Genomic DNA, 18,449 nt, shown 5'->3' on the forward strand with positions numbered 1-18,449 from the left:
GCGTCACCGGCCCGTTATTTTTGTTGACAGTGTGACTTATGAGGCTGATGATGTCTGTGTTGCATTCAGATCATGGCCGAAAGGGCGATCGTGGTGACCCGACGCGCCAGCTTCCGCCGGCTGGCGGCGTGCTGCACCGCCCTCCTGGCCTGGTTCACGCTTGGCGTCACCTCGGGCCAGCCCCTGGCGCGAGCCGCCGACGGGCGCGATCTGCTCGCCAACGCCATCGGCGGCACCCGCGGTTCCTACCTGGTCTATAACTTCGGCGCCGGCCACCCCGCGCCGATGCTCAACGCCGGCGGCAGTTGGTATGAGATGAACAACGGCGGCCATCTGATGATCATCAAGAACGCGGCCGGACGTCTCTCACCGCATTTGCTCGTCGACACCCACCAGGGCGACCAGGCCCGCTGCGAAAACAATCCCGGCGCCCGCACCGGCGAAGGGCTGTGGCAGGCCTCGGAGCTCTACGCACCGCTGCAGGCGTGGCAGCGCATGGGCCAGCCGACGATCGCGATCAACGCCAACTTCTTCGACGTGCGCGGGCAGAAGGGCGGCTCGTGGCGCCAGACCGGCTGCAGTTCGCCGTTGGGCGCCTTCGTGGACAACACCAATGGCCGGGGCCGCGCCAACCAGGCGGTCACCGGCACCCTCGCCTACCCCGGCAAGCAGGGTCTCTCCGGCGGTGGCGAGAGCTGGAGCGCGCTGACGACGATGATCCTGCCGTCCGGCGGCGCGCCCTATGTGGTGTGGCCCAGGACGAAAAAGGACTACGACGCCGCCACCCCCGTCGTCCAGGACCTGCTCAACAAGAACGAGAGGTTCGTGGCGGTGTCGGGAATCGGACTGCTGGCGCCCGGCAACACCGGACAGCTTCACGACGGCGGGCCCAGCGCGGCGCGAACGGCGTTGGCCTACTCGCGACAAAAGGACGAGATGTACATCTTCGAGGGCGGCAGCTACACGCCGGACAACATGCAGGACCTGTTCCGCGGGCTGGGCAGCGACAACGCCGTGCTGCTCGACGGCGGTGGCTCCTCGGCGATCGTGCTGCGCCGTGACACCGGCGGCATGTGGGCCGGCGCCGGCTCGCCTCGGGGGTCGTGCGATACCCGACAGGTGCTCTGCGACTCCCACGAGCGGGCGCTGCCGAGCTGGCTGGCCTTCAACTAGCAACCGCCGCAGTGTTTCTCGCCGCAGCGGGACCGAACCGGAAGATCAGCAGGCTCGTCGCGATCACCGCCGCCGCCACCACGAAGACCGGGGCGACCACGTACCTCGACATCGTCGCGCCGACGAACGCGCCGGCGCACATCGTGACGACGACGCCGATGCGCAGCCGTTGGCGCTCGCCCGTGCCGCCGGCCAGCCGGCTGTCCAGGCCGAGGCTGACGATCGTCGACGTCAGCACCGTGGTGGAGAGTTCGGGAATGCCGAACTGACGGGCGCTGGAATGTTGCAACCCGAATGTCACGGCGAGCATGCCGATCATGATGAGTGTGGAATTCCGTTGGTAGGGCAGCACTCCCGCGCCCGCCAGAATGGCCAATGCGACCAGCAACGCGATTTCGGTGGCCAGCACCGTGGTGATCCACGCCCGCGTTCGCTCGCCGAAGTGCCGGGACAGCCGGCCGCTGAGCACGGTGGTGCACACGAACGTCGGCAGGGCGACCACGACGGCGGTCAGGTCGATGCTGGTTCTCGGCGCCAGCCAGAAACCGAGGAAGATCACGTTGCCGGTCATGTTGGCGACGAACACGTGGCCGAGCACCAGGATACTGATCGAGTCGGCCAATCCCGTCGCAAACGTCAGCAGCAGCAGCGCCGCCACCGTCGATCGTTGTGATACCGGTGAGGTAACTGCCATGGGGTGCAGTCTCTTTCGGCGCGGGCCGCTGCGGCGTTACGTTTTCGGTGTCAGATCCAGCGAGGTGATCGTCGTCATCCTGGTCACCAGCCAGTGGCTCTTCTGGCGCTTCATGAACAGCCGGTAGGACAGGTATTTCAGCGATGGCACGTTCTTCGTCAGCGGGCTGGTGGACGTCGTGTTCGTGTAGGTGATGACGACGGCGTTGTTGTCGTCGAGCGATTCGACCGCCGCGCCGGTGACTTCGGTGCTGTTGGTGATCTTGGCCTGCTTGTTGGGCGCCACGATGGCGTCGACGAATTTGCGGTACTGCGCGGCGAAATCACCGCTGAGATAGGCGGATGCGCGGTCGGCCAGGGTGTCCATGTTTTCCGGGGTGTAGGTCCACAGGGTGGTGATCGCCCTTGCCGCGGTTCGCGCGACGTTGAGTTTCGTTTCGGCGACGGCCCGGTCGGCCAGGTAGGGCTGCACCATCGCCCCGGCGAATCCCGCCGAACCGACGAAGAGCAGGGCGGCGACCAGCGCGACGATCGCCCACGCCTTGCCCGCCAGGCGTCTTTTCCGCTTCGCGGGCGGTGGTGCTTCGGTTGCGTCGGCGGCGTCCTCAGTGGCCTCGCCGTCCTCGGTCGTCTCGGCGTCTTCGGTGGCCTCGGCGTCGTCCGGTGCCGCCGCGGTCGCCTCGTCCTCGGGGCCCGCTGGGTTGTCCTCGGCGGTCAGATCACCTGTTGCAGGTTGCTGATCTTCCACTGGTTCCCTTCCTGCGTCGCGGTTGCCGCCCAACGGTTGGCGTTTTCCAAGACCTGTTTCTCATCCGGTGATTTCGTGGTGATGGCCGTGGCCACCATGACATTGGCGCTGCCGTCGTCGTTCCATCGCTCCAGGCCGGCGTCGAGCACGCTGCCCGTGGCCGGTTCGGCCCGGGCGACCTGGAGCAGGATCTCGTTGGCGTTCTTCTGGTACTGCTTGGCGAAATCACCGGTCGCCTGGGCGAGTATCCGGTTCACGTAGTCGTTGGCGTGAAAGGGGTCGATGGAGGTGAACTGCGTCATGAAGCCGGTCACGTAGGTCAGCACCTCGCGGTCCCGCGAGGCGGCCCGCGCCTGCGATTCGTGGGAAACCCACACCAGCGCGCAGACGGTGATCGCCGCCACCATCAGCACCGCCGCGACCGTACTGGCCAATGACATCAGCCACCCTCGCTGCGGCGCGACCGGGCACTCGACGAGCAAGGGCCGCTCACCGGGCGCGAACTTGCGGCGGGGGCTCATTTGCCGTCTCCCGGCGGTTTCGGCTTGGACAGCACGGTGAGATCATCGACGCGCCAACCGTTTCCGCCATTCTTGGCGAAGTTCACCCGCACGGTCGCGCTGATGTAGCGCACCTCGGGTGCCGCGCCGCGCCGGCCCTGCATGAACAGCAGCATGGTCGCCCGGTTCGGGGCGGCCGTTTCGATCGAGCTGTTGGTGACCCAGTACTCGTTGATCACCGGGGTGCCCTTGCGCACCAGGTCCTGCTGGGCCGCCAACTGTCCGCGGTATTTGTCGGTCGCCAGCGACTGCGCCCGGGCGAAGTCGTCCTGCAGCGACTTGGGGTCATACGTCAGCATCTGGGCCACGATTTTGGGGCCCTGCGTGGCGATCTGGGCGCGGGTCTGATCGCTCGCCCGCTGCGGGGCGTACACCGCGCCATAGCTCATCGCCGCACCGCCCAGGCACGCCAGCGTCGCGCCCGCCACCGCGACCGCGGCCCAGCGCCGGGCATCCGGCGGCACCTGGTCCGGTGGCAGGCGCCGCACCTCGGTGCGCGCCACCATGTCGGCGAACGTGCGGCGACGCGAATCCCACAGCGGCCACAGCCATCCCACCACCGACACGGTGTCGAGCAGGTGGGCGACGTCGCGCAGCAGCAGCGTCCACGGCCCCGCAGCGTCGCCGCCGCGACGGGTCACGGCGACGCCGACCAGGCCGCGGCCCAGACTCCACCCGAGGATCGTCGGCAGCAGCAATCGGTTGACCAACATCGCCAAGACGACAAGCCCCAACACGCAGATGCACACCCACCACCACGCGCCGCGCGCCGGCACCGTGGACGACACCAACGCCAGCGTCACCACGACCGCCACGCCGGGCAGCACGTCGACGCCAACGGCGCCGGCACGAGAAGGCCAGGGCGCCAAGGCTTCCCGCGGTGGCTCTTGGACGTCCGTGGGTGCAGTCTGTTCGACCACCACCGTCACTTCGTCACCTGGTCGAGTTTGGAGATCCGGTAGCGCCCCTCGGCGAAGGCCATCTTCACCCGCAGGCGGTAACCGGCCTCGTTCTGATTCTGGTCGCTGGCCACCTGGACGCGAAGCGCGACCAGGATATCGATCGAACCGTCGGGGTTGTTGCGCTCGACCGCCGCGCGCACATCCGACACCTGAACGTGGATGTTCGCGGCCTGATATGCCTGGATGAGCATGGAGGTGTAGAGCAGGGCCTGCGTGCGGAAAGTGTCTGTGCCACAGTCGATGATCTTCTGCTCGCTCGCGGTCATCGCGTTGGTGTCCGGCGCCTGGGTCGCCGTCACGCATTCCACCGCCGCCTTGAGCGCGGTGGCGTCGTTGCGGGCGATCATCTGGCTGTCGTGGTGGTAACGCAGCGCAAGGTAGCCACCCGCCCCGATCGCGGCCGCACACAGCACCAGCAGCACGGCGATGGCGGCTAGCCACCCACGCCCCACCCGCGACGGACCGCGTGGCGCGACCGCGCCGGGCTCACCGGATTCCACCGGATCCTCGGGGTCGCCCTGCGGACCGGTCTCCTCGGCTCCGCTGTCGGCCGCCGTCGAATCCTCATCCTTGTCTTCGGGGTTCAACGAATCGTCGTCCGTGTCGATGGGGTTCAGCCGGCTGGTGCCAGCATCTCCTTCCATCCGTCGTCTCCTGTTCTGGCCGAGTTCTCGACGGAGTATTTAACTCCGTCTGGCCCCACCAGTTCACCGCTTTGGGGACTGTAGACCGCCGTGGGAGGCCCGCTGGGGGTGTAGACACACGGGTTCGGTTGCTGGCCGTTGCACTGCACCGTACCCGACCCCGGCCGCGACAACGGATCGCTGGTCGGCGGGGGCGTTCCCGCCACCCGGTCCGACGGCGCGGGGTTGAGCCCGTTGTTGATCGACGGCGCCGGGATCACCATGCCGGGCTTGACGGGCTGGTCACAGCGCGCGGACGGCGCCGGGCAGGTGAGGGTCTGGTTGGGGTCGCCGTACCAGGGGTTGGTGCCCGCCGGGACGTACGGTTTGGGGTCGCGGCATTCCCGCGGGGTGGCCGCCCGTTTGCCCGGGATGTCGGTGCAGGGGATGTTGCGCGACCCACGCACGCTGTTGGCCGGGGTCTCCATCGGGATCTTGCAGTAGGTGCCCGTCGGCAACGGCTGCATGCTGGTGTCCGCCGGGGACCGCCACTCCGACGCCGGGATGAACCCGGTGAGGCACGGCGGCGGCTGGTTGATCGACAGCGCCAGATCGAGCGCGGCCATGTTCGGGAACGGCGCGGCCACGGTCTGTGCGATCGATGCGCCCTGCGGAAGAAACACCAGGACCTGCTCGACGCCGGTGTGGTAGCGCTTGAGCAGGTCGAAGACGACCTCGAGATTGGCCAGCGTCTGCGGCAGCGAATCCCGAACACCGCTGAAGACGCTTTCGACCTGATCGGCCGTCGGGGCCGCCTGGCGCAGCAGGCTTTTCAGGTGCGGGTCCTGCTGTGCGGACTGGGCGGCCAGCCTGTTCAGGTTGCGCGCCCAGCGCTCGATGTTGTCACCCGATTTGACCTGGCTGTCCAGCACCGGGCCGGAGTTCTCGATGATGTCGTTGACGTCGGTGATCTGTGTTTTGAAATCGCCCACGATCGCCTGGGTCGCGTCGACCAAGCGCTGCAGGGCGGGCCCCAGCCCGCCGACGGACTGCGCCGTCTCGTCGAGGAGCTGGCCGATCTTCTCCTTGGGCAGCACCGACAGGCCGCGGTTCGCCGTGTCCAGGGCCGGCCCGATCTCCGCGGGCACCGTGCCCTTGGTGATGGTCTGCCCGTCCGCCAGGTATTTGCCGGGGTTTCCGGTCGACACCAGGTCCAGGTATTGCTCACCGACGGCCGAGACCGAATGCACGTCGGCCGTCGCGTCGACCGGGATCTTGTAATGGCTGTCGATGCTCATGGTGGCCTCGGCGCCGTGCTCGGTCGGCTCGACATCCGTGACCTTGCCGATGGTGATGCCCCGGTAGGTGACGTTGGCCGTCGGGTACAGCCCGCCCGAAGCGGGCAGCTCGGCCTTCAGGGTGTAGCGACCGATCCCCACCAGGCTCGGGATCTGCAGGTAGTACACCCCGAGCACGAGCAGCGAGACGACGGTCAGGATGCCGAACGCGATCAGCTGGCGTCGGATGAAGGGAGTCAGCAATTCCTGTCCCCCCTTTCCACCAGCGGTCCGCCCGGAGCGTCATTCGGGTTCGGTGTGTAGCGCACGTCCGGGATCATCGTCTCGGGATCGCGCCCGAACGACTGCTCGAGTGCCCGCAGCGCTCCGGACAATCCGGTCCCGGTGAGGAACGCGTTATCGACGGCGCTGTAGGTCAGGTCCAGCGTCAGCGAGATGTTGATGTAGTCACCGCGGAAGATCTTCGGCACGGTGTCGATGTCGAACGGCTGGGTCAGGATCAACTTCAGCGCGCCGATCAAATACGGCGAAGCGCGGCCGAGCTCCTTGAGCGGGCATTGCAGCAGTTGCAGGTCCTTGTTCAGCGGCGCACGCGTCTCCGACAGGTACTGGTCGGCGACCTGGCTCAGGCGTCCCACCGAATCGACGGCGTTGATCAGCAGGTTTTGGGTGTCGGCGAAGTGCTTGATCACCGGCGGGATGTCGGTGAGCACCCGGTCCAGGACGTCGGCCCGGCCGCCCACATAAGTCAGCAGCCGGTTGGTGGAGTCGATGGCGTGGGTGATGTCGTCACGCTGCGCGTTGAGCTGGGTGGTGAACGTGTCCAGCTTGCCCAGCAGGGACCGGATCGCCTCGCCCCGCCCGTTGAAGATGTTGTAAATCTCGTTCTGCAGCACCTCGAGATTGGGGATGCCGCCACCGCGCAGGATCAGCGACAGGCTGGCCAGCGTCTGCTCGGTCGTCGGATACGACGACGAGTTCTTCAGCGGGATGGTGTCGCCGTCCTTGAGCAGCTCGGGCGACGGGTTCGGCGGTGCCGCGAGCTCGACGTGCTGGGAACCCAGCAGCGAGGTCTGGCCGATCTTGGCGGTGGCGTTCTTGGGCAGCTTGGTGTGCTTGTCCAGCCCGAGCGTCAGGGTGGCCACCCAGTTCTTCAGGTTGATGGCCTTGATCGAGCCGACGAACACGTCGGCCACCATCACCTTGCTGTTGCCGTTGATCGCCAGGGTGTCGGGCACCTGGACATAGATGGTCATGGCCCCCGACCCGCTGCCGGGGCCACCCGGAATCGAGACGTTGGAGATGCCCTTCCAGCCGCAGGAGCTCAGCACCATCGCGGCCACCAGCAGTACCAAGGTCTGCCACGACCGGTAGCGGATCAGCCTCATCACGCTCGTCGCGCCCCTCACTGGCCACCCCCGAAGTCAGCGGCCGACGCCGGGCCACCCGCGTTCGGCGCGGGCGCCGACACCGGCGCCGGTGTGGGCGCCACGGGGCCCGGGGCCACGCCCGGCCCGGGCGGTGGCGGCGGTATCGGAACCTGCGGCGGGTTTTGGCCGATCACTGGCGCGATCGGGTTCTCGTCGTAGGCGTTCGGCGGACCCGGCGGAGTCTGCAGGTTCGACTGGACGGGTTCGATGTTGGGGCCACCCATGAGCTCTTCCAGCGACTCCGGCGTCATCAGGCCCGCGGTGATAGGTCCGACCTGCTGGCCCTGCATACCCGGGGCGACGATCCAGCCCGGCTGGGTGTTGCGGTGCGAGGTCGGGGTGTCCGGCACCCAGATGCCCGGAACGGTCGTGTCCTTGTATCCGTTCGGCGGCTGTAGCCGCGGCTCGGAGTAGGCGACTTCCTTGGGCAGCGTCTCGGCGGTGCTGAACAGGTTCAACCCGAACGGCGGGTAGTTGAACTTGATCGCGTCGAGGATCGGTGCCAGGTATTGCGCGCACAGTTCGGCCGACTCCTGATAGCCCAGCCGGCTGCCGGCCTGAATCGCGCTGCAGATGAACTGCATCGGGTTCGCGAAGTTGGTGATCGAAGGGATGGCGACCACTGATCCGTGCGACGGGTGATAGATCTGGTTGATGTTCGCCGCGGCCGTCGGCAGCACATGCAGCGCGGTCTCCAGCCCGTTCAGCGGGTCCGGCTGCAGCAGCGCGTTGGTCGCGGTCTCCAGGTTCTTGACGTCGTAAATCAACACTTCGCTGTTCTTGTCCAGCCACGGACGGATCGTGGTCAGCAGGCTGTCGAACTGCTGGAGCGCGTTGGACAGGTCGGTGTCGTTGTGCGCGAGCCGGGTGGTGAAATCGGCCAGGTTCTGGTTGAGGGCGACGAACTGCGCGTCGTCCTCGTGCAGCGCGTTGACGAACAGCGCCAGGCTGCGCACCACCGCGAAGAAGTCGCCGCGACCCTCGTTCAATGCGGTCAACGCTCGCGACAGGTTGCTCAGCGTGGTGTTGAACTGCTTGCCCTTGCCGGCCAGCCCGTTGGCGAACGACTCGATGACCTCACCGAACGGGCCCTTGGGTTGCTCGGCAGTGGGGCCCAGCTTCGAGATGATGTTGGTGATGCTGTTGCGCAGCTGATCCCATTCGACCGGAACCTGGGTGCGCTCCTCGGGGATCACCGCGTTGTCGGACAGCACCGGGCCGCCCTTGTACGGCGGCTCCAGCTGGATCGCGCGCGAGGCCACCAGGGTGGGGTTGAGGATCACCGCCGACGCGTTGGCCGGCACCCGGTACTTGTTCTCGTAGTGGAAGGTGACCTTCATCTTGTCGCCGGCCGGCTCGATCTTGTCGATCGCGCCCACCCGCAGGCCCATGATCTGGACCTTGTCCCCCGGGTAAAGGGCGTTGGCCGCGGGGAAGTAGGCGACCACGGTGTTGTTGGTGAGCTTCTCGTACAGCCGCCAGCCGACGTAGCCGACAACGAGGGCCAGCACGATCACCAGGGCCCCGATGATCACCGACGCCCGGGACAGCTTCGGGAGCCGAATGTTGCGGATGTCAAAGATGGTGCTCAATTCTGGCTACCTCCCCCCGCTGCGCCACTACCTCCGGCTCCGCCGGGGTTGATGAACGGTGCCGGCAGCTGGTTACCGGGCCCGGGCGGTGCCGGCGGACCCGGCGGCAGCCCCGGCGCGAACGTCGACGGCGGCGGCACCGGTCCGGCCGGCGCCAGGTTCTCGGTGCGCGCGCCCGGGGGCGCCTGCGTCGGCAGCGGCACCGGTGTTCCCGGCACGTCGGGCGGCGGGTCGCCCGGCCGCCCGGCGATATTGATGCCCGGCGTGGGCGGCAGGCCCGCGGGGTTCGGCGGCGACGTCAACACGTCGACCGGCGCCGGGAAGCCCGGCCCACCGAATGGCCCGGACACCGCGCCCGCACAGGGCAGCGGGTTGTCGGGCCGGGGCAGCCCGTCGGCCGCGGGCGTGTACGAACACGGCGATCCCGGTGGGACGGCCGGGCCCGGGTGATCGGGCGTGCCCTCGAGCACCGGGGGCGCCGGGGGCGGTGCGCCGTTGGGGAACCGGGTGCCGTTGGGGTCGGGGAACCGGTAGGCGGGCAGTCCGGCGCTGCGCCAGAAGTCCTCCGGATCGATGCCGCGCTTCTTGAACGCCGCGTCGACCCACGGCTGCGAGATCTGGTAAAGGGCCAGGTTGTGGAGGACCACCTTGAAGAACGGTCCCGACGCGATGGCCTCGTTCAAAGACGGCAGGAACTTGCCGACCTCGGTGAACCCATTGGCCAGGTCGTCCTTGCGCTGGACCAGGATGTCGCTGAGCGTGCGCAACTGCTCCAGCACGTGGTTCAGGTTCGGGTTGTCATTGATGAAACCCTTGACCTGCTCGGAAAACGCGGCGATGTTCGCCAGCAGGGCGTTAATGGCCTGGCCGCGCTCGTTGAAGGCGGCCAGCAGCGTTTTCGCGTTGACCAACGCCCGGTCGACCTGGTTGCTGCGGTCACCCAGGACGCTGGCCACCTGGTTGGCCTGGGCCAGCAGATGCTTGACCTCTTCGTCGCGCTTGCCGATCGTGTCGGAGAACTTGGCCACGCCGTCGAGCGCCGGGCTCAGGTGTGGGTAGGTCTGGTCGATGGTCTCCGAGAGCACGTGCAGTGACTGCTTGACGGTGTCGATGTCCCATCCCTGGGCAGCTTTGGTGACGTCGAAGAACGCGTCGTAAATCTGGTAGGGCGTGGTGCTTTGGCCCAGCGGCAGGGTCTGGCCGGGGCGCAGCGGCTGGTTGCCGCGGGCCTCGACGTCGAGGATCTTCTTACCGAGGATGGTGTCGGTCTTGATCGCCAGCCGGCTCTCGGTGCCGATGGAGTTGGTGCCGACGGAGAACTTCAGCTTGACGTGGTCGCCGTCGATCTTCAGGCCCTCCACTTTGCCGACGTCCACGCCGGCGATGCGCACTTTGTCGCCGGTGTTGATGCCGCCGGAGTCGGTGAACTGCCCGTAGTAGCTCGGCTTGGCGAACAGCATCGGAACGCTGGTGAAGCTTTGGCCGACGCCGATCACCAGCACCGTCACGGCGATGCCCATCAGTCCGATGCGCACCCGGTTCGGGGGTTCCAGGGTTCTCATTGCGGCGTGCACCTACCCGTCGGCTGCTGGAACAGCCGGACCGTGCGGACCGGCCCGCCCGCCTGCAGGCCGTTGATCTTGAGGGTGATGTCGCAGGCGTAGAAGTTCACGAAGTCCCCGTAGGAGCCGATGGCGCGACCGATCATGTTCAACGCGGTCGGCACCTTCTTGAGGTAATCCTGCAATTGGTCTTGCTGGTCGATCAGCGGCTGCTGCACGGCGTCCAGATAATTCAGCGTCTTGTGCAGCAGTGTGCGATCTTCGGCCAGCAGATCGGCGACCGTCCCGGCGGCGTTGCTGATGTGGGCGAACCCGGCGGCCTGCTGGTCGCCGTGGTTCTTGAGCCCGGTGATCAACACCTCGAGCTTGTCGACCGTCTGGTCGAACTGCTGCCGGTGCCGAACGGTCGTGTCCAAGACGACGTTCAGGTTCTTGATGACCTCGCCGATCGCTTGGTCGCGCTCACCGAGCTGGTTGGTCAGCTGCGCGGTGTTGTCGAGGATGTCGTTGATGGTGCCGCCCTGGCCCTGGAACACGGTGACCAGCGTGGACGCGATGGTGTTGACCTTCTGCGGGTCCAGCGCCCGAAACAGCGGCTTGAAACCGCCGATCAGCGCGTCGAGGTCGAGTGCCGGCTGGGTGCGCGACAGCGGGATGAAGCCGCCGGGCGGCAGAACCTTGTCCGCTCCCTCACCCTGACCGCGTTTGATCTCCAGGTAGCGGTTACCGATCAGGTCGAGGTAGCGGATCTGGGCGCGCGTCGACTGGTACAGCGGGATCGAGCGGTCGACGTTGAATTTCACCCGTGCGCGCTTGCCGCCGTCGGTCAGTTCCACCTTGTCGACCTTGCCGACCTCGACGCCGGAGGCGCGGACGAACTGACCCGCGCGCAGGCCGCTGACGTTGGTGAACTCCGCCGAGTACCCGTTGGTGCGGTCAAAGCGCATCTGACCGAACACCACGATGATCATCACAGTGAAGATCAGCAGCACCACCGAGAAGATGCTGAGTCTGACAAGGGTTCCGGTGATTTTCATGGGTTGATCGTGTTATCCCCTACCTGGCGGCCCCAGACGTACTCGATCGCATACGGCGATCCGGTGTCGAGGTGGTTGTACGGCGCGAGGCTGTTTCCGGAGTCCATCACCAACTCCGGTGCGGGCCACAGATCGTGGGTGAGGGGCTGCCAGCAACCCGGGGCGCCGCCGGGGCCGCCGCGGGCGTTCACCCGGGGCAGGTTCTCGGGCCAGACGTAGGGGTTGGGCGCCCCGCCGACCAAACCGGCCGTGGCGCCGAGTCCAAGCGTCAACGCGGCGACGGCGACCAAGGACAGCGGGTTGGCGATCAGCCCCAGTCCGGACAGCGCCTGGGTGTGGCTGTTGAGCGAGTAGCCGTTGCCGCCCAGGAACGACGCGGCCTTGGGCTCGATGTCGTGGTAGTTGCGCACCGTGCAGAACAGCTCGGGGCTGTACGTGTCCAGCAGCTCCGCCGAGGGCACCAGGTCGGCCGCGCCGCGCGCCAGGTACGGCCCGCCCTTGGTGAACAGGTCGGCCCCGGTGTTGCCGAACCCGGCCGCCGCCAACAACGCCTGATCCAAATCCTTTTGCTGCGCATTGATCGTGCGCGAGGTCACCACCGCGTTATTCAAAAAGTCGAACAGATCCGGCGACGCGTTCGCATACGTATCCCCCAGCGCCGCCAACCGCTGAATGTCCTTGCGCGCCTGCGGCATTCGCGGGTTCACATCGTCGAGCAGCATATCGGCGTTCACCACCGACTGGCCGAACTTCTCCCCCAGCCCCGCCAACGACTGCGCCGCCGCGCTCAACGTCAAATTCAACTTGACCGGATCAACCTTCTCCGCGATCGAGGTGATCGTCTGAAACAACGTGTTGATCTCAGTGGTCACCGACCGCGCATCCAGCACCGTGTGCGACGAGATCTTCTGCGGCGACGGGTTGGCCGGCGTCGTCAACGACACATACTTCCCACCGAACACCGTCGTCGCCTTGATATCGGCGTTCACATTCGACGGAATCAGCTTCAAATACCGCGGATAGACCTCGAGGGTGAACTTGGCCGCCGGCTTGCCATCACGCACCGTCTCCGCGATCTTGCCCACCCGGCCGATCTCCACCCCGTTGTAGGTCACCTTCGACCCCGGATCCATCACCAGCCCGGCCCGCGCGGCCAGCATCGTCAGGTTGGTCTTCGGGGTGAAATCGCCACGGAACTGCCCGTAGACGAAGCCGAGGACCAGCGCGGCGATCAGCAACGCCACCAACCCGACCCACTTGTACGGCGGGTTCCGCGGGGCGTTGGTCTGGATCGGCGCGGGCATGGCGGCTACACCGTGAGCGCGAAGTTGGGGTTGACGCCATAGAGCGCCAACGCGGCGGCCAACACGACAACCTGCACCGACACCAGCGAGAAACGCATCGATCGGCCGACGGCCTCACCCACGCCGACCGGCCCGCCCCCGGCGTTGTAGCCGTAGAAGCAGTGGGTGATCATGACGACGGCGGTGATGATGATGGCTTCCAAGAACGACCAGAAGACGTCGTCGGGGCGCAGGAACGTCCGGAAGTAGTGCTCGTAGGTGCCGTTGGATTGCCCGTAGAGCACGGTCGTGGTGATCTGCGGTGACAGGAACGACATGATCATCGCCAGCGCGTACAGCGGGATGATCACCACCAGCCCGGCCATGATCCGGGTGGTCGCCAAGAACGAAATCGATTTGATGCCCATCACTTCCAGCGCGTCGATCTCCTCGCTGATGCGCATCGCGCCCAGCTCGGCCGTCGCGCCGGCACCGACCGTGGCGGCCATCGCGATGCCGGTGACGACGGGCGCGGCGATGCGCACGTTGATCAGCGCGGCGAAGAACCCGGTGAACGCCTCGACGCCGATGTTGCCCAGCGAGGCGAACCCCTGGATCGCGACCAGGGAGCTACCGGACAACGTCACGAAGCCGACGATGGCGACGGTGCCGCCGATGACGGCCATGGCGCCGGTGCCCATGCCGATCTGGGCGATCAGCCGCAGCGTTTCCTTGCGGTAGTTGCGCAGCGCGTGCGGAATGTGGGCCAGGGCCACCCCGCCGAACCACGCCATCTGGCCGATGTCGTCGAGCCCGCGTGCCGCGGCGAGGCCGTAGCGGTTGAGGTTTTCTGCCGCCCGCGGGAAGCGGGAGCGAAAGACGGCGGCGGTCGACATGTCAGTGCCCCGTCCCGAATCGGACGCCGATCGTGGTCAGCACGACGTTGACCGCATACAGCGCGACGACGCAGAGCACCACGGTCTCGTTGACGGCGGTGCCGAGCCCCTTGGAGCCGCCGCGCACGGTCAGGCCGCGGTAGCACCCGACCAGCCCGGCGATCAGACCGAAGACGGCGGCCTTGACCGTCGCGATGACGACCTCGGGCAGGCCGGTGATGGTGGTCAGGGTGGCCAGGTACGCCCCGCCCGACACGTTCTGCAGGTAGACACCGAATAGATAGCCACCGACCAGACCGACGGTGATCACCAGGCCGTTGAGCAGGGTGGCGACCAGGGTCGCGGCAATCACCCGGGGCACCACCAGCCGGTGGATCGGGTCGATCCCGAGCACCTCCATCGCGTCGATCTCTTCGCGGATGGTGCGCGCGCCCAGGTCGGCGCAGATCGCCGTCGAGCCGGCGCCGGCGACCACCAGCACCGTGGTCAGCGGGCCGAGCTGGGTGACCGCGCCGATGGCCGCGCCGGCACCGGAGAGGTCAGCGGCGCCGAACTGCGCCAGCAAAACGTTGAGGGTGAAGATCAGCAGCACGGTCAGCGGGATCGAGACCATGATGGTCGGCAAGAACGCCACCCGCATGATGAACCAGCACTGCAGGATGAACTCGCGATACTGGAAAGGCCAGCGGAACAGGGCTTTTCCGGTGAGCACGCACATCCGGAAGAACCCGCCGACAAGCTCCAGCGGGGTTTGCAGTTGATCGCGCACATAGCCGACCAGGTAGGGGCCCCGTCGACTCGTCGACGTTGAAGTCACCGTTGCCCCCTCAGACCGTCACCGCGCACCGTCCGGCGCCGCGGCGGAACATGTAGCACGCCTCCTCCTCGCCCCGACTCAACGTCTGTGACCATCGGCTCCCTACTGGCAAGTAGTAACGGAGACCACAGGAATGTACCCGATGGCCAAGCACGTGTGAACCGCATCCGCACAATTAACCCTTCGCCAACAGCTGGCAAACGTTACCGCTCCTGCCCAACTTCCTCTCTGGCTTTAAAACCTCTTGCCCTAGAATGGATTTAGTCGATTTTTGCGACTCCGTAACGGACCCGCAGCTCAGTCTTGAGCACCTTGCCGGCCGGGTTGCGCGGCAGCGCGTCGACGATCTCGAGCGCCTTCGGGTGCTTGTAGCGCGCCAGCCGCTCGGTCAAGAACTCGTCCAGTTCGTCGAGCCCCAACTTGTCGCCCGCCACCGCGGCGACCGCGATCGGCACCTCGCCCCACTTGTCGTGGGACCGGCCGATGACGGCGACTTCGACGATGCTCGGGTGGCTGGCCAGGACGTTCTCCACCTCGGCGCAGTAGATGTTCTCGCCACCGGAGATGATCATGTCCTTCTTGCGATCGACCACCCACACGTAACCGTCGGAGTCCATGCGGACCAGGTCGCCGGAGTGGAACCAGCCGCCGGCGAACGCTTCCGCCGTCGCCTCCGGGTTGTTCCAGTACCCGCTCATCAAAGTTGGTGCGCGATAGACGATTTCACCGACCTCGCCGATGGGCACGTCGTTCATGTTCTCGTCGACGACCCGGGCGGCCACCGTCGGGATCACCTTGCCGACCGAGCCGCGCTTACGGATCGCGTCCTCGCCCAGCAACATGCAGGTGACCGGCGACATCTCCGTCTGGCCGAACGCGGCCAGGATCTGGGTGCCGGGGAACCTTTCCGACATCTCCCGCAGCAGCGCGTCGGGAGCCGGTGCGGCGCCCCAGGAGATCACCCGCAATTTCAGGTCGCGTGGGTGCGCCTTTTGCTCGGCGCAGACCGCCTGCCACTGCGCGGGGACCAGAAAAATCCCGGTGACCTTTTCTGCGGCCAGCACGTCGAGCAGTTGCCCGGGCTCGAACGCGCCGAGCGGGTAGATGACGGTGGCGATGCCGAGCAGCACCCCGGTCAGCATGTTGCCGATGCCGGCGATGTGGAAGAACGGCACCCCGATGAACCCGACGTCACTGTTGATGTCGGCGCCGTTGGTGTACAGCCCGGTCATCGTCTGGCCGGTCAGGTTGGTGTGGGTGAGCACGGCGCCCTTGGGGCGGCCGGTAGTGCCCGAGGTGTACATGATCAACGCCGGCGAGTCGTTCGGGATGTCGACGGGTTCGTGCGACTCCCCGGTCTCGCTGACGAGGTCTTCGTAACCCAGCACCTTGGCCGTGTCGTCGTAAGTTGAGCCGCCCGCAACCACGATGGTGCCGAGCAGCGACTCGATGTCGCGCACGCCGGTGGCGACCGGGGCGAGCACCGATTCGGTGATGATCACCCGCGCTTCGCAATCCTGGACCAGGAAGGCGATTTCGGCCGCGGTAAGCCGGAAGTTCAGCGGCACCGCGATGGCGCCGAGCATGTTGATGGCCAGCACCGACTCGACGAACTCGGTGCGGTTGAGCATCAGGATCATGACGCGGTCGCCGAAGCCGACACCCCGGCGGCTCAGCGCGTCGGCCAGCGCCGCCACCCGGCCGCGCAGGTCACCCCACGTCAGGGTCTTGCCCAGGAACCTCAGCGCCGTCGCGTTCGGCTGCATCAGGGCGTGCCGCTCGAGCTGGTTCACCCAGTTCTGCCGCCGGGCCAGGTACGGCTGCTGGGTCAGATGGTCTGCCAATTGCGCGGTCAAACTGCACACTTCCCTTCACTCGCGCACCGCTTGCGCCAGGTTGATATTTGATAAAACTTAGTGTTGTGTGGGTCACACTATGGCTTTGACAGTCCACTGACAAGTCCCCGTCAACACCCGTCAAAACTTAAACCCCGTCCCGCCACGTCACTGAAAGTCCTGGCAGACCCTGTGAACGCACCGATGTCTATGCAGCCGAGGAGTCGGCGGCCGCTGCGGCGGGCCCAGCTGTCCGACGAGGTCGCCGGCCACCTGCGGGCGTCGATCATGTCCGGCAGGCTGCGTCCGGGAACGTTCATCCGTCTCGACGAGACCGCGGCCCAGCTCGGTGTCAGCGTCACCCCGGTGCGCGAAGCCCTGCTGAAATTGCGCGGCGAGGGCATGGTGCAGCTGGAGCCGCACCGCGGTCACGTCGTGTTGCCGCTCACCCGCCAGGACATCGAGGACATCTTCTGGCTGCAGGCCTCGATCGCCAAGGAGTTAGCGGCCGCGGCCACCGACCACATCACCGAGGCCGAGATCGACGAGCTGGACCGCATCAACGATTCCCTCGCCGCGGCCGTCGGTTCCGGCGACGCCGAGACCATCGCGGGCATCGAGTTCGCCTTTCACCGCGTCTTCAACCAGGCCAGCGGCCGGATCAAGCTCGCCTGGTTCCTGCTGAACGCCGCGCGCTACATGCCGGTGCTGGTGTATGCCGCCGATCCGCATTGGGGCGAGGCGGCCGTCGACAACCACCGGAAGCTGACCGCCGCGCTACGCCGACGCGACACTGCCGCGGTGATCGAGCACACCGTGTGGCAGTTCACCGACGCGGCGGCCCGGCTGACCGAGATGCGGGACCGCACCGGAATCTTCTGATTCGCGGCGATCGCAACAGACCAGCCGGGCGCAGCGGGTGTCGCCATCAAGCGCCGCGGCTAGCTGGCGGCCAGCTGCTCGGCTCGCTTCTTGAGGCTCTCGGCCAGATGGTCGAGGACGTTGTTGAGGAGTTGCTTGACCATCGGAGCGGGGACCGGCATCGACGTTTCGACATCCAGGTCCACGGTCAGCAGGCTCGACGCGCCCATCGCCACCACGGAGAACAGCTGCTCCTGCTTGGTGAACAGGTCGCCCTGCTGCAGGACGGTCTGGATCTGGTTTTCGCCCGGGTAGTACACGGCCTGGATGAACATGCTCTGCATGCCCTGGTAATCGGTGTCGAGCCGCAACTGGCTGGGCCGCCCGTCGTCGTACCGGGCGAGCACCCAGAGACCCTTGATCTCCTCGTTCCACTGCGGGTAGGCCTCGAAGTCGCCGACGATCTTCATGATCAACGCGGCGTCGGCGCCGATCTCGACGGTCTTGCTCAACACTGGCATGCGCGCAGCATAACGGGGTGAGCGAAAACCCCAGCGCGGGGCGCTATCTGGGCCGCGGCTAGGCCGATTCGCCGACGTCGGCCGTCGACAGCAGGGTCCGGACGGGCTCGGGAATCGGGACGGACTTGCGCGTGAGACGGTCGACGTAGACGTGCACCCAATGTCCCAGCGCGGTGATCGGCCGCGCTATTTCTTCTTCGGGGCCGTCCCCGGACTCGAACACGCCCAGCCGGTAGGTGACGCTGCTGCGGCCCAGCCGCGTCACGGCCAGACCCACCATGAGGTCCTGCGGGAAATGCAGCTCGGCGAAATAGCGGCAGCCCGACTCGGCGACGATGCCCAGCGCGGGGGTGGTCATCGGATCCAGCCCGGTGCTGGTGTTAATCCACGCGTTGATCGCGGTGTCGAACAACTGGTAGTAGACCGCGTTGTTGAGGTGTCCGAACATGTCGTTGTCGGCCCACCGCGTCCCGACCGGCCACAGCACCGGGAAGTCGTTGCTGGTCAACCCGTCCGGGGCGGGGGGAACTACTGGAGCCGGGGCCATGGTTGTATTCC

At 66.7% G+C, this 18,449-nt stretch carries 18 protein-coding genes; 2 read left to right on the forward strand and 16 right to left on the reverse strand.

Features of this window, described 5'->3' with window-relative positions:
• Positions 1-63: 63 nt before the first annotated feature.
• Positions 64-1,173 carry a phosphodiester glycosidase family protein gene (locus G6N26_RS16615; RefSeq protein WP_095577979.1) on the forward strand — a complete coding sequence of 370 codons (1,110 nt, stop codon included), beginning with the start codon at positions 64-66 and terminating at the stop codon, positions 1,171-1,173.
• On the opposite strand, the gene G6N26_RS16620 is transcribed toward G6N26_RS16615, so the two are convergent.
• The 14 genes from G6N26_RS16620 to fadD5 all read right to left on the reverse strand — a co-directional run bounded on the left by G6N26_RS16620 (position 1,166) and on the right by fadD5 (position 16,530).
• Complete coding sequence (locus G6N26_RS16620) at positions 1,166-1,831, reverse strand: YoaK family protein (RefSeq protein ID WP_083020370.1); 666 nt, start codon at positions 1,829-1,831, stop codon at positions 1,166-1,168. The two genes, G6N26_RS16615 and G6N26_RS16620, sit on opposite strands and share 8 nt — an antisense overlap.
• Before the next feature lie 72 nt (positions 1,832-1,903).
• Positions 1,904-2,614, reverse strand: a complete 711-nt coding sequence (locus G6N26_RS16625) for a mammalian cell entry protein (protein WP_083020369.1) — start codon at positions 2,612-2,614, stop codon at positions 1,904-1,906.
• Entirely contained in the window at positions 2,581-3,135 is a 555-nt protein-coding gene (locus G6N26_RS16630) for a mammalian cell entry protein (protein WP_083020382.1), read from the reverse strand. Before G6N26_RS16630 ends, G6N26_RS16625 begins: the two co-directional genes overlap by 34 nt.
• The gene (locus tag G6N26_RS16635; protein ID WP_083020368.1) at positions 3,132-4,103 is read right to left on the reverse strand and encodes an RDD family protein; all 972 of its coding nucleotides are present in this window, start codon (positions 4,101-4,103) and stop codon (positions 3,132-3,134) included. Before G6N26_RS16635 ends, G6N26_RS16630 begins: the two co-directional genes overlap by 4 nt.
• Positions 4,100-4,780, reverse strand: a complete 681-nt coding sequence (locus G6N26_RS16640; protein WP_067171350.1) for an Mce protein — start codon at positions 4,778-4,780, stop codon at positions 4,100-4,102. Before G6N26_RS16640 ends, G6N26_RS16635 begins: the two co-directional genes overlap by 4 nt.
• Entirely contained in the window at positions 4,750-6,300 is a 1,551-nt protein-coding gene (locus G6N26_RS16645; RefSeq protein ID WP_067171347.1) for a virulence factor Mce family protein, read from the reverse strand. The genes G6N26_RS16640 and G6N26_RS16645 overlap by 31 nt, the downstream gene beginning before the upstream one ends.
• Positions 6,294-7,445, reverse strand: coding sequence for a virulence factor Mce family protein (locus G6N26_RS16650; RefSeq protein WP_067171344.1), 1,152 nt, complete (start codon positions 7,443-7,445; stop codon positions 6,294-6,296). Before G6N26_RS16650 ends, G6N26_RS16645 begins: the two co-directional genes overlap by 7 nt.
• A gap of 17 nt (positions 7,446-7,462) precedes the next feature.
• The gene (locus G6N26_RS16655) at positions 7,463-9,079 is read right to left on the reverse strand and encodes a virulence factor Mce family protein (protein WP_067171341.1); all 1,617 of its coding nucleotides are present in this window, start codon (positions 9,077-9,079) and stop codon (positions 7,463-7,465) included.
• The gene (locus tag G6N26_RS16660) at positions 9,076-10,641 is read right to left on the reverse strand and encodes a virulence factor Mce family protein (protein ID WP_067171337.1); all 1,566 of its coding nucleotides are present in this window, start codon (positions 10,639-10,641) and stop codon (positions 9,076-9,078) included. The genes G6N26_RS16655 and G6N26_RS16660 overlap by 4 nt, the downstream gene beginning before the upstream one ends.
• Complete coding sequence (locus G6N26_RS16665; RefSeq protein ID WP_067171335.1) at positions 10,638-11,678, reverse strand: virulence factor Mce family protein; 1,041 nt, start codon at positions 11,676-11,678, stop codon at positions 10,638-10,640. The genes G6N26_RS16660 and G6N26_RS16665 overlap by 4 nt, the downstream gene beginning before the upstream one ends.
• Entirely contained in the window at positions 11,675-12,982 is a 1,308-nt protein-coding gene (locus G6N26_RS16670; protein WP_163648830.1) for an MCE family protein, read from the reverse strand. Before G6N26_RS16670 ends, G6N26_RS16665 begins: the two co-directional genes overlap by 4 nt.
• A 5-nt stretch (positions 12,983-12,987) precedes the next feature.
• Positions 12,988-13,857, reverse strand: a complete 870-nt coding sequence (locus G6N26_RS16675) for an MlaE family ABC transporter permease (protein WP_067169545.1) — start codon at positions 13,855-13,857, stop codon at positions 12,988-12,990.
• 1 nt (position 13,858) lies between these two features.
• A complete protein-coding gene (locus G6N26_RS16680) occupies positions 13,859-14,674 on the reverse strand; it encodes an MlaE family ABC transporter permease (protein WP_067169542.1) in 816 nt (271 codons plus the stop codon).
• Between the two features lie 260 nt (positions 14,675-14,934).
• Positions 14,935-16,530 carry a fatty-acid--CoA ligase FadD5 gene (gene fadD5, locus G6N26_RS16685; RefSeq protein WP_083017941.1) on the reverse strand — a complete coding sequence of 532 codons (1,596 nt, stop codon included), beginning with the start codon at positions 16,528-16,530 and terminating at the stop codon, positions 14,935-14,937.
• A gap of 183 nt (positions 16,531-16,713) precedes the next feature.
• Here fadD5 and G6N26_RS16690 point away from each other — a divergent pair, with 183 nt between their 5' ends.
• A complete protein-coding gene (locus G6N26_RS16690) occupies positions 16,714-17,391 on the forward strand; it encodes a GntR family transcriptional regulator (RefSeq protein ID WP_179960224.1) in 678 nt (225 codons plus the stop codon).
• A 59-nt stretch (positions 17,392-17,450) separates the two neighbouring features.
• On the opposite strand, the gene G6N26_RS16695 is transcribed toward G6N26_RS16690, so the two are convergent.
• Both G6N26_RS16695 and G6N26_RS16700 read right to left on the reverse strand, forming a co-directional pair.
• Complete coding sequence (locus tag G6N26_RS16695; protein ID WP_067169537.1) at positions 17,451-17,891, reverse strand: SRPBCC family protein; 441 nt, start codon at positions 17,889-17,891, stop codon at positions 17,451-17,453.
• Between the two features lie 58 nt (positions 17,892-17,949).
• Positions 17,950-18,438, reverse strand: a complete 489-nt coding sequence (locus tag G6N26_RS16700) for an acyl-CoA thioesterase (RefSeq protein ID WP_120312685.1) — start codon at positions 18,436-18,438, stop codon at positions 17,950-17,952.
• Positions 18,439-18,449: the final 11 nt, after the last annotated feature.

Source organism: Mycobacterium marseillense (genome assembly GCF_010731675.1).
Classification (GTDB): domain Bacteria; phylum Actinomycetota; class Actinomycetes; order Mycobacteriales; family Mycobacteriaceae; genus Mycobacterium; species Mycobacterium marseillense.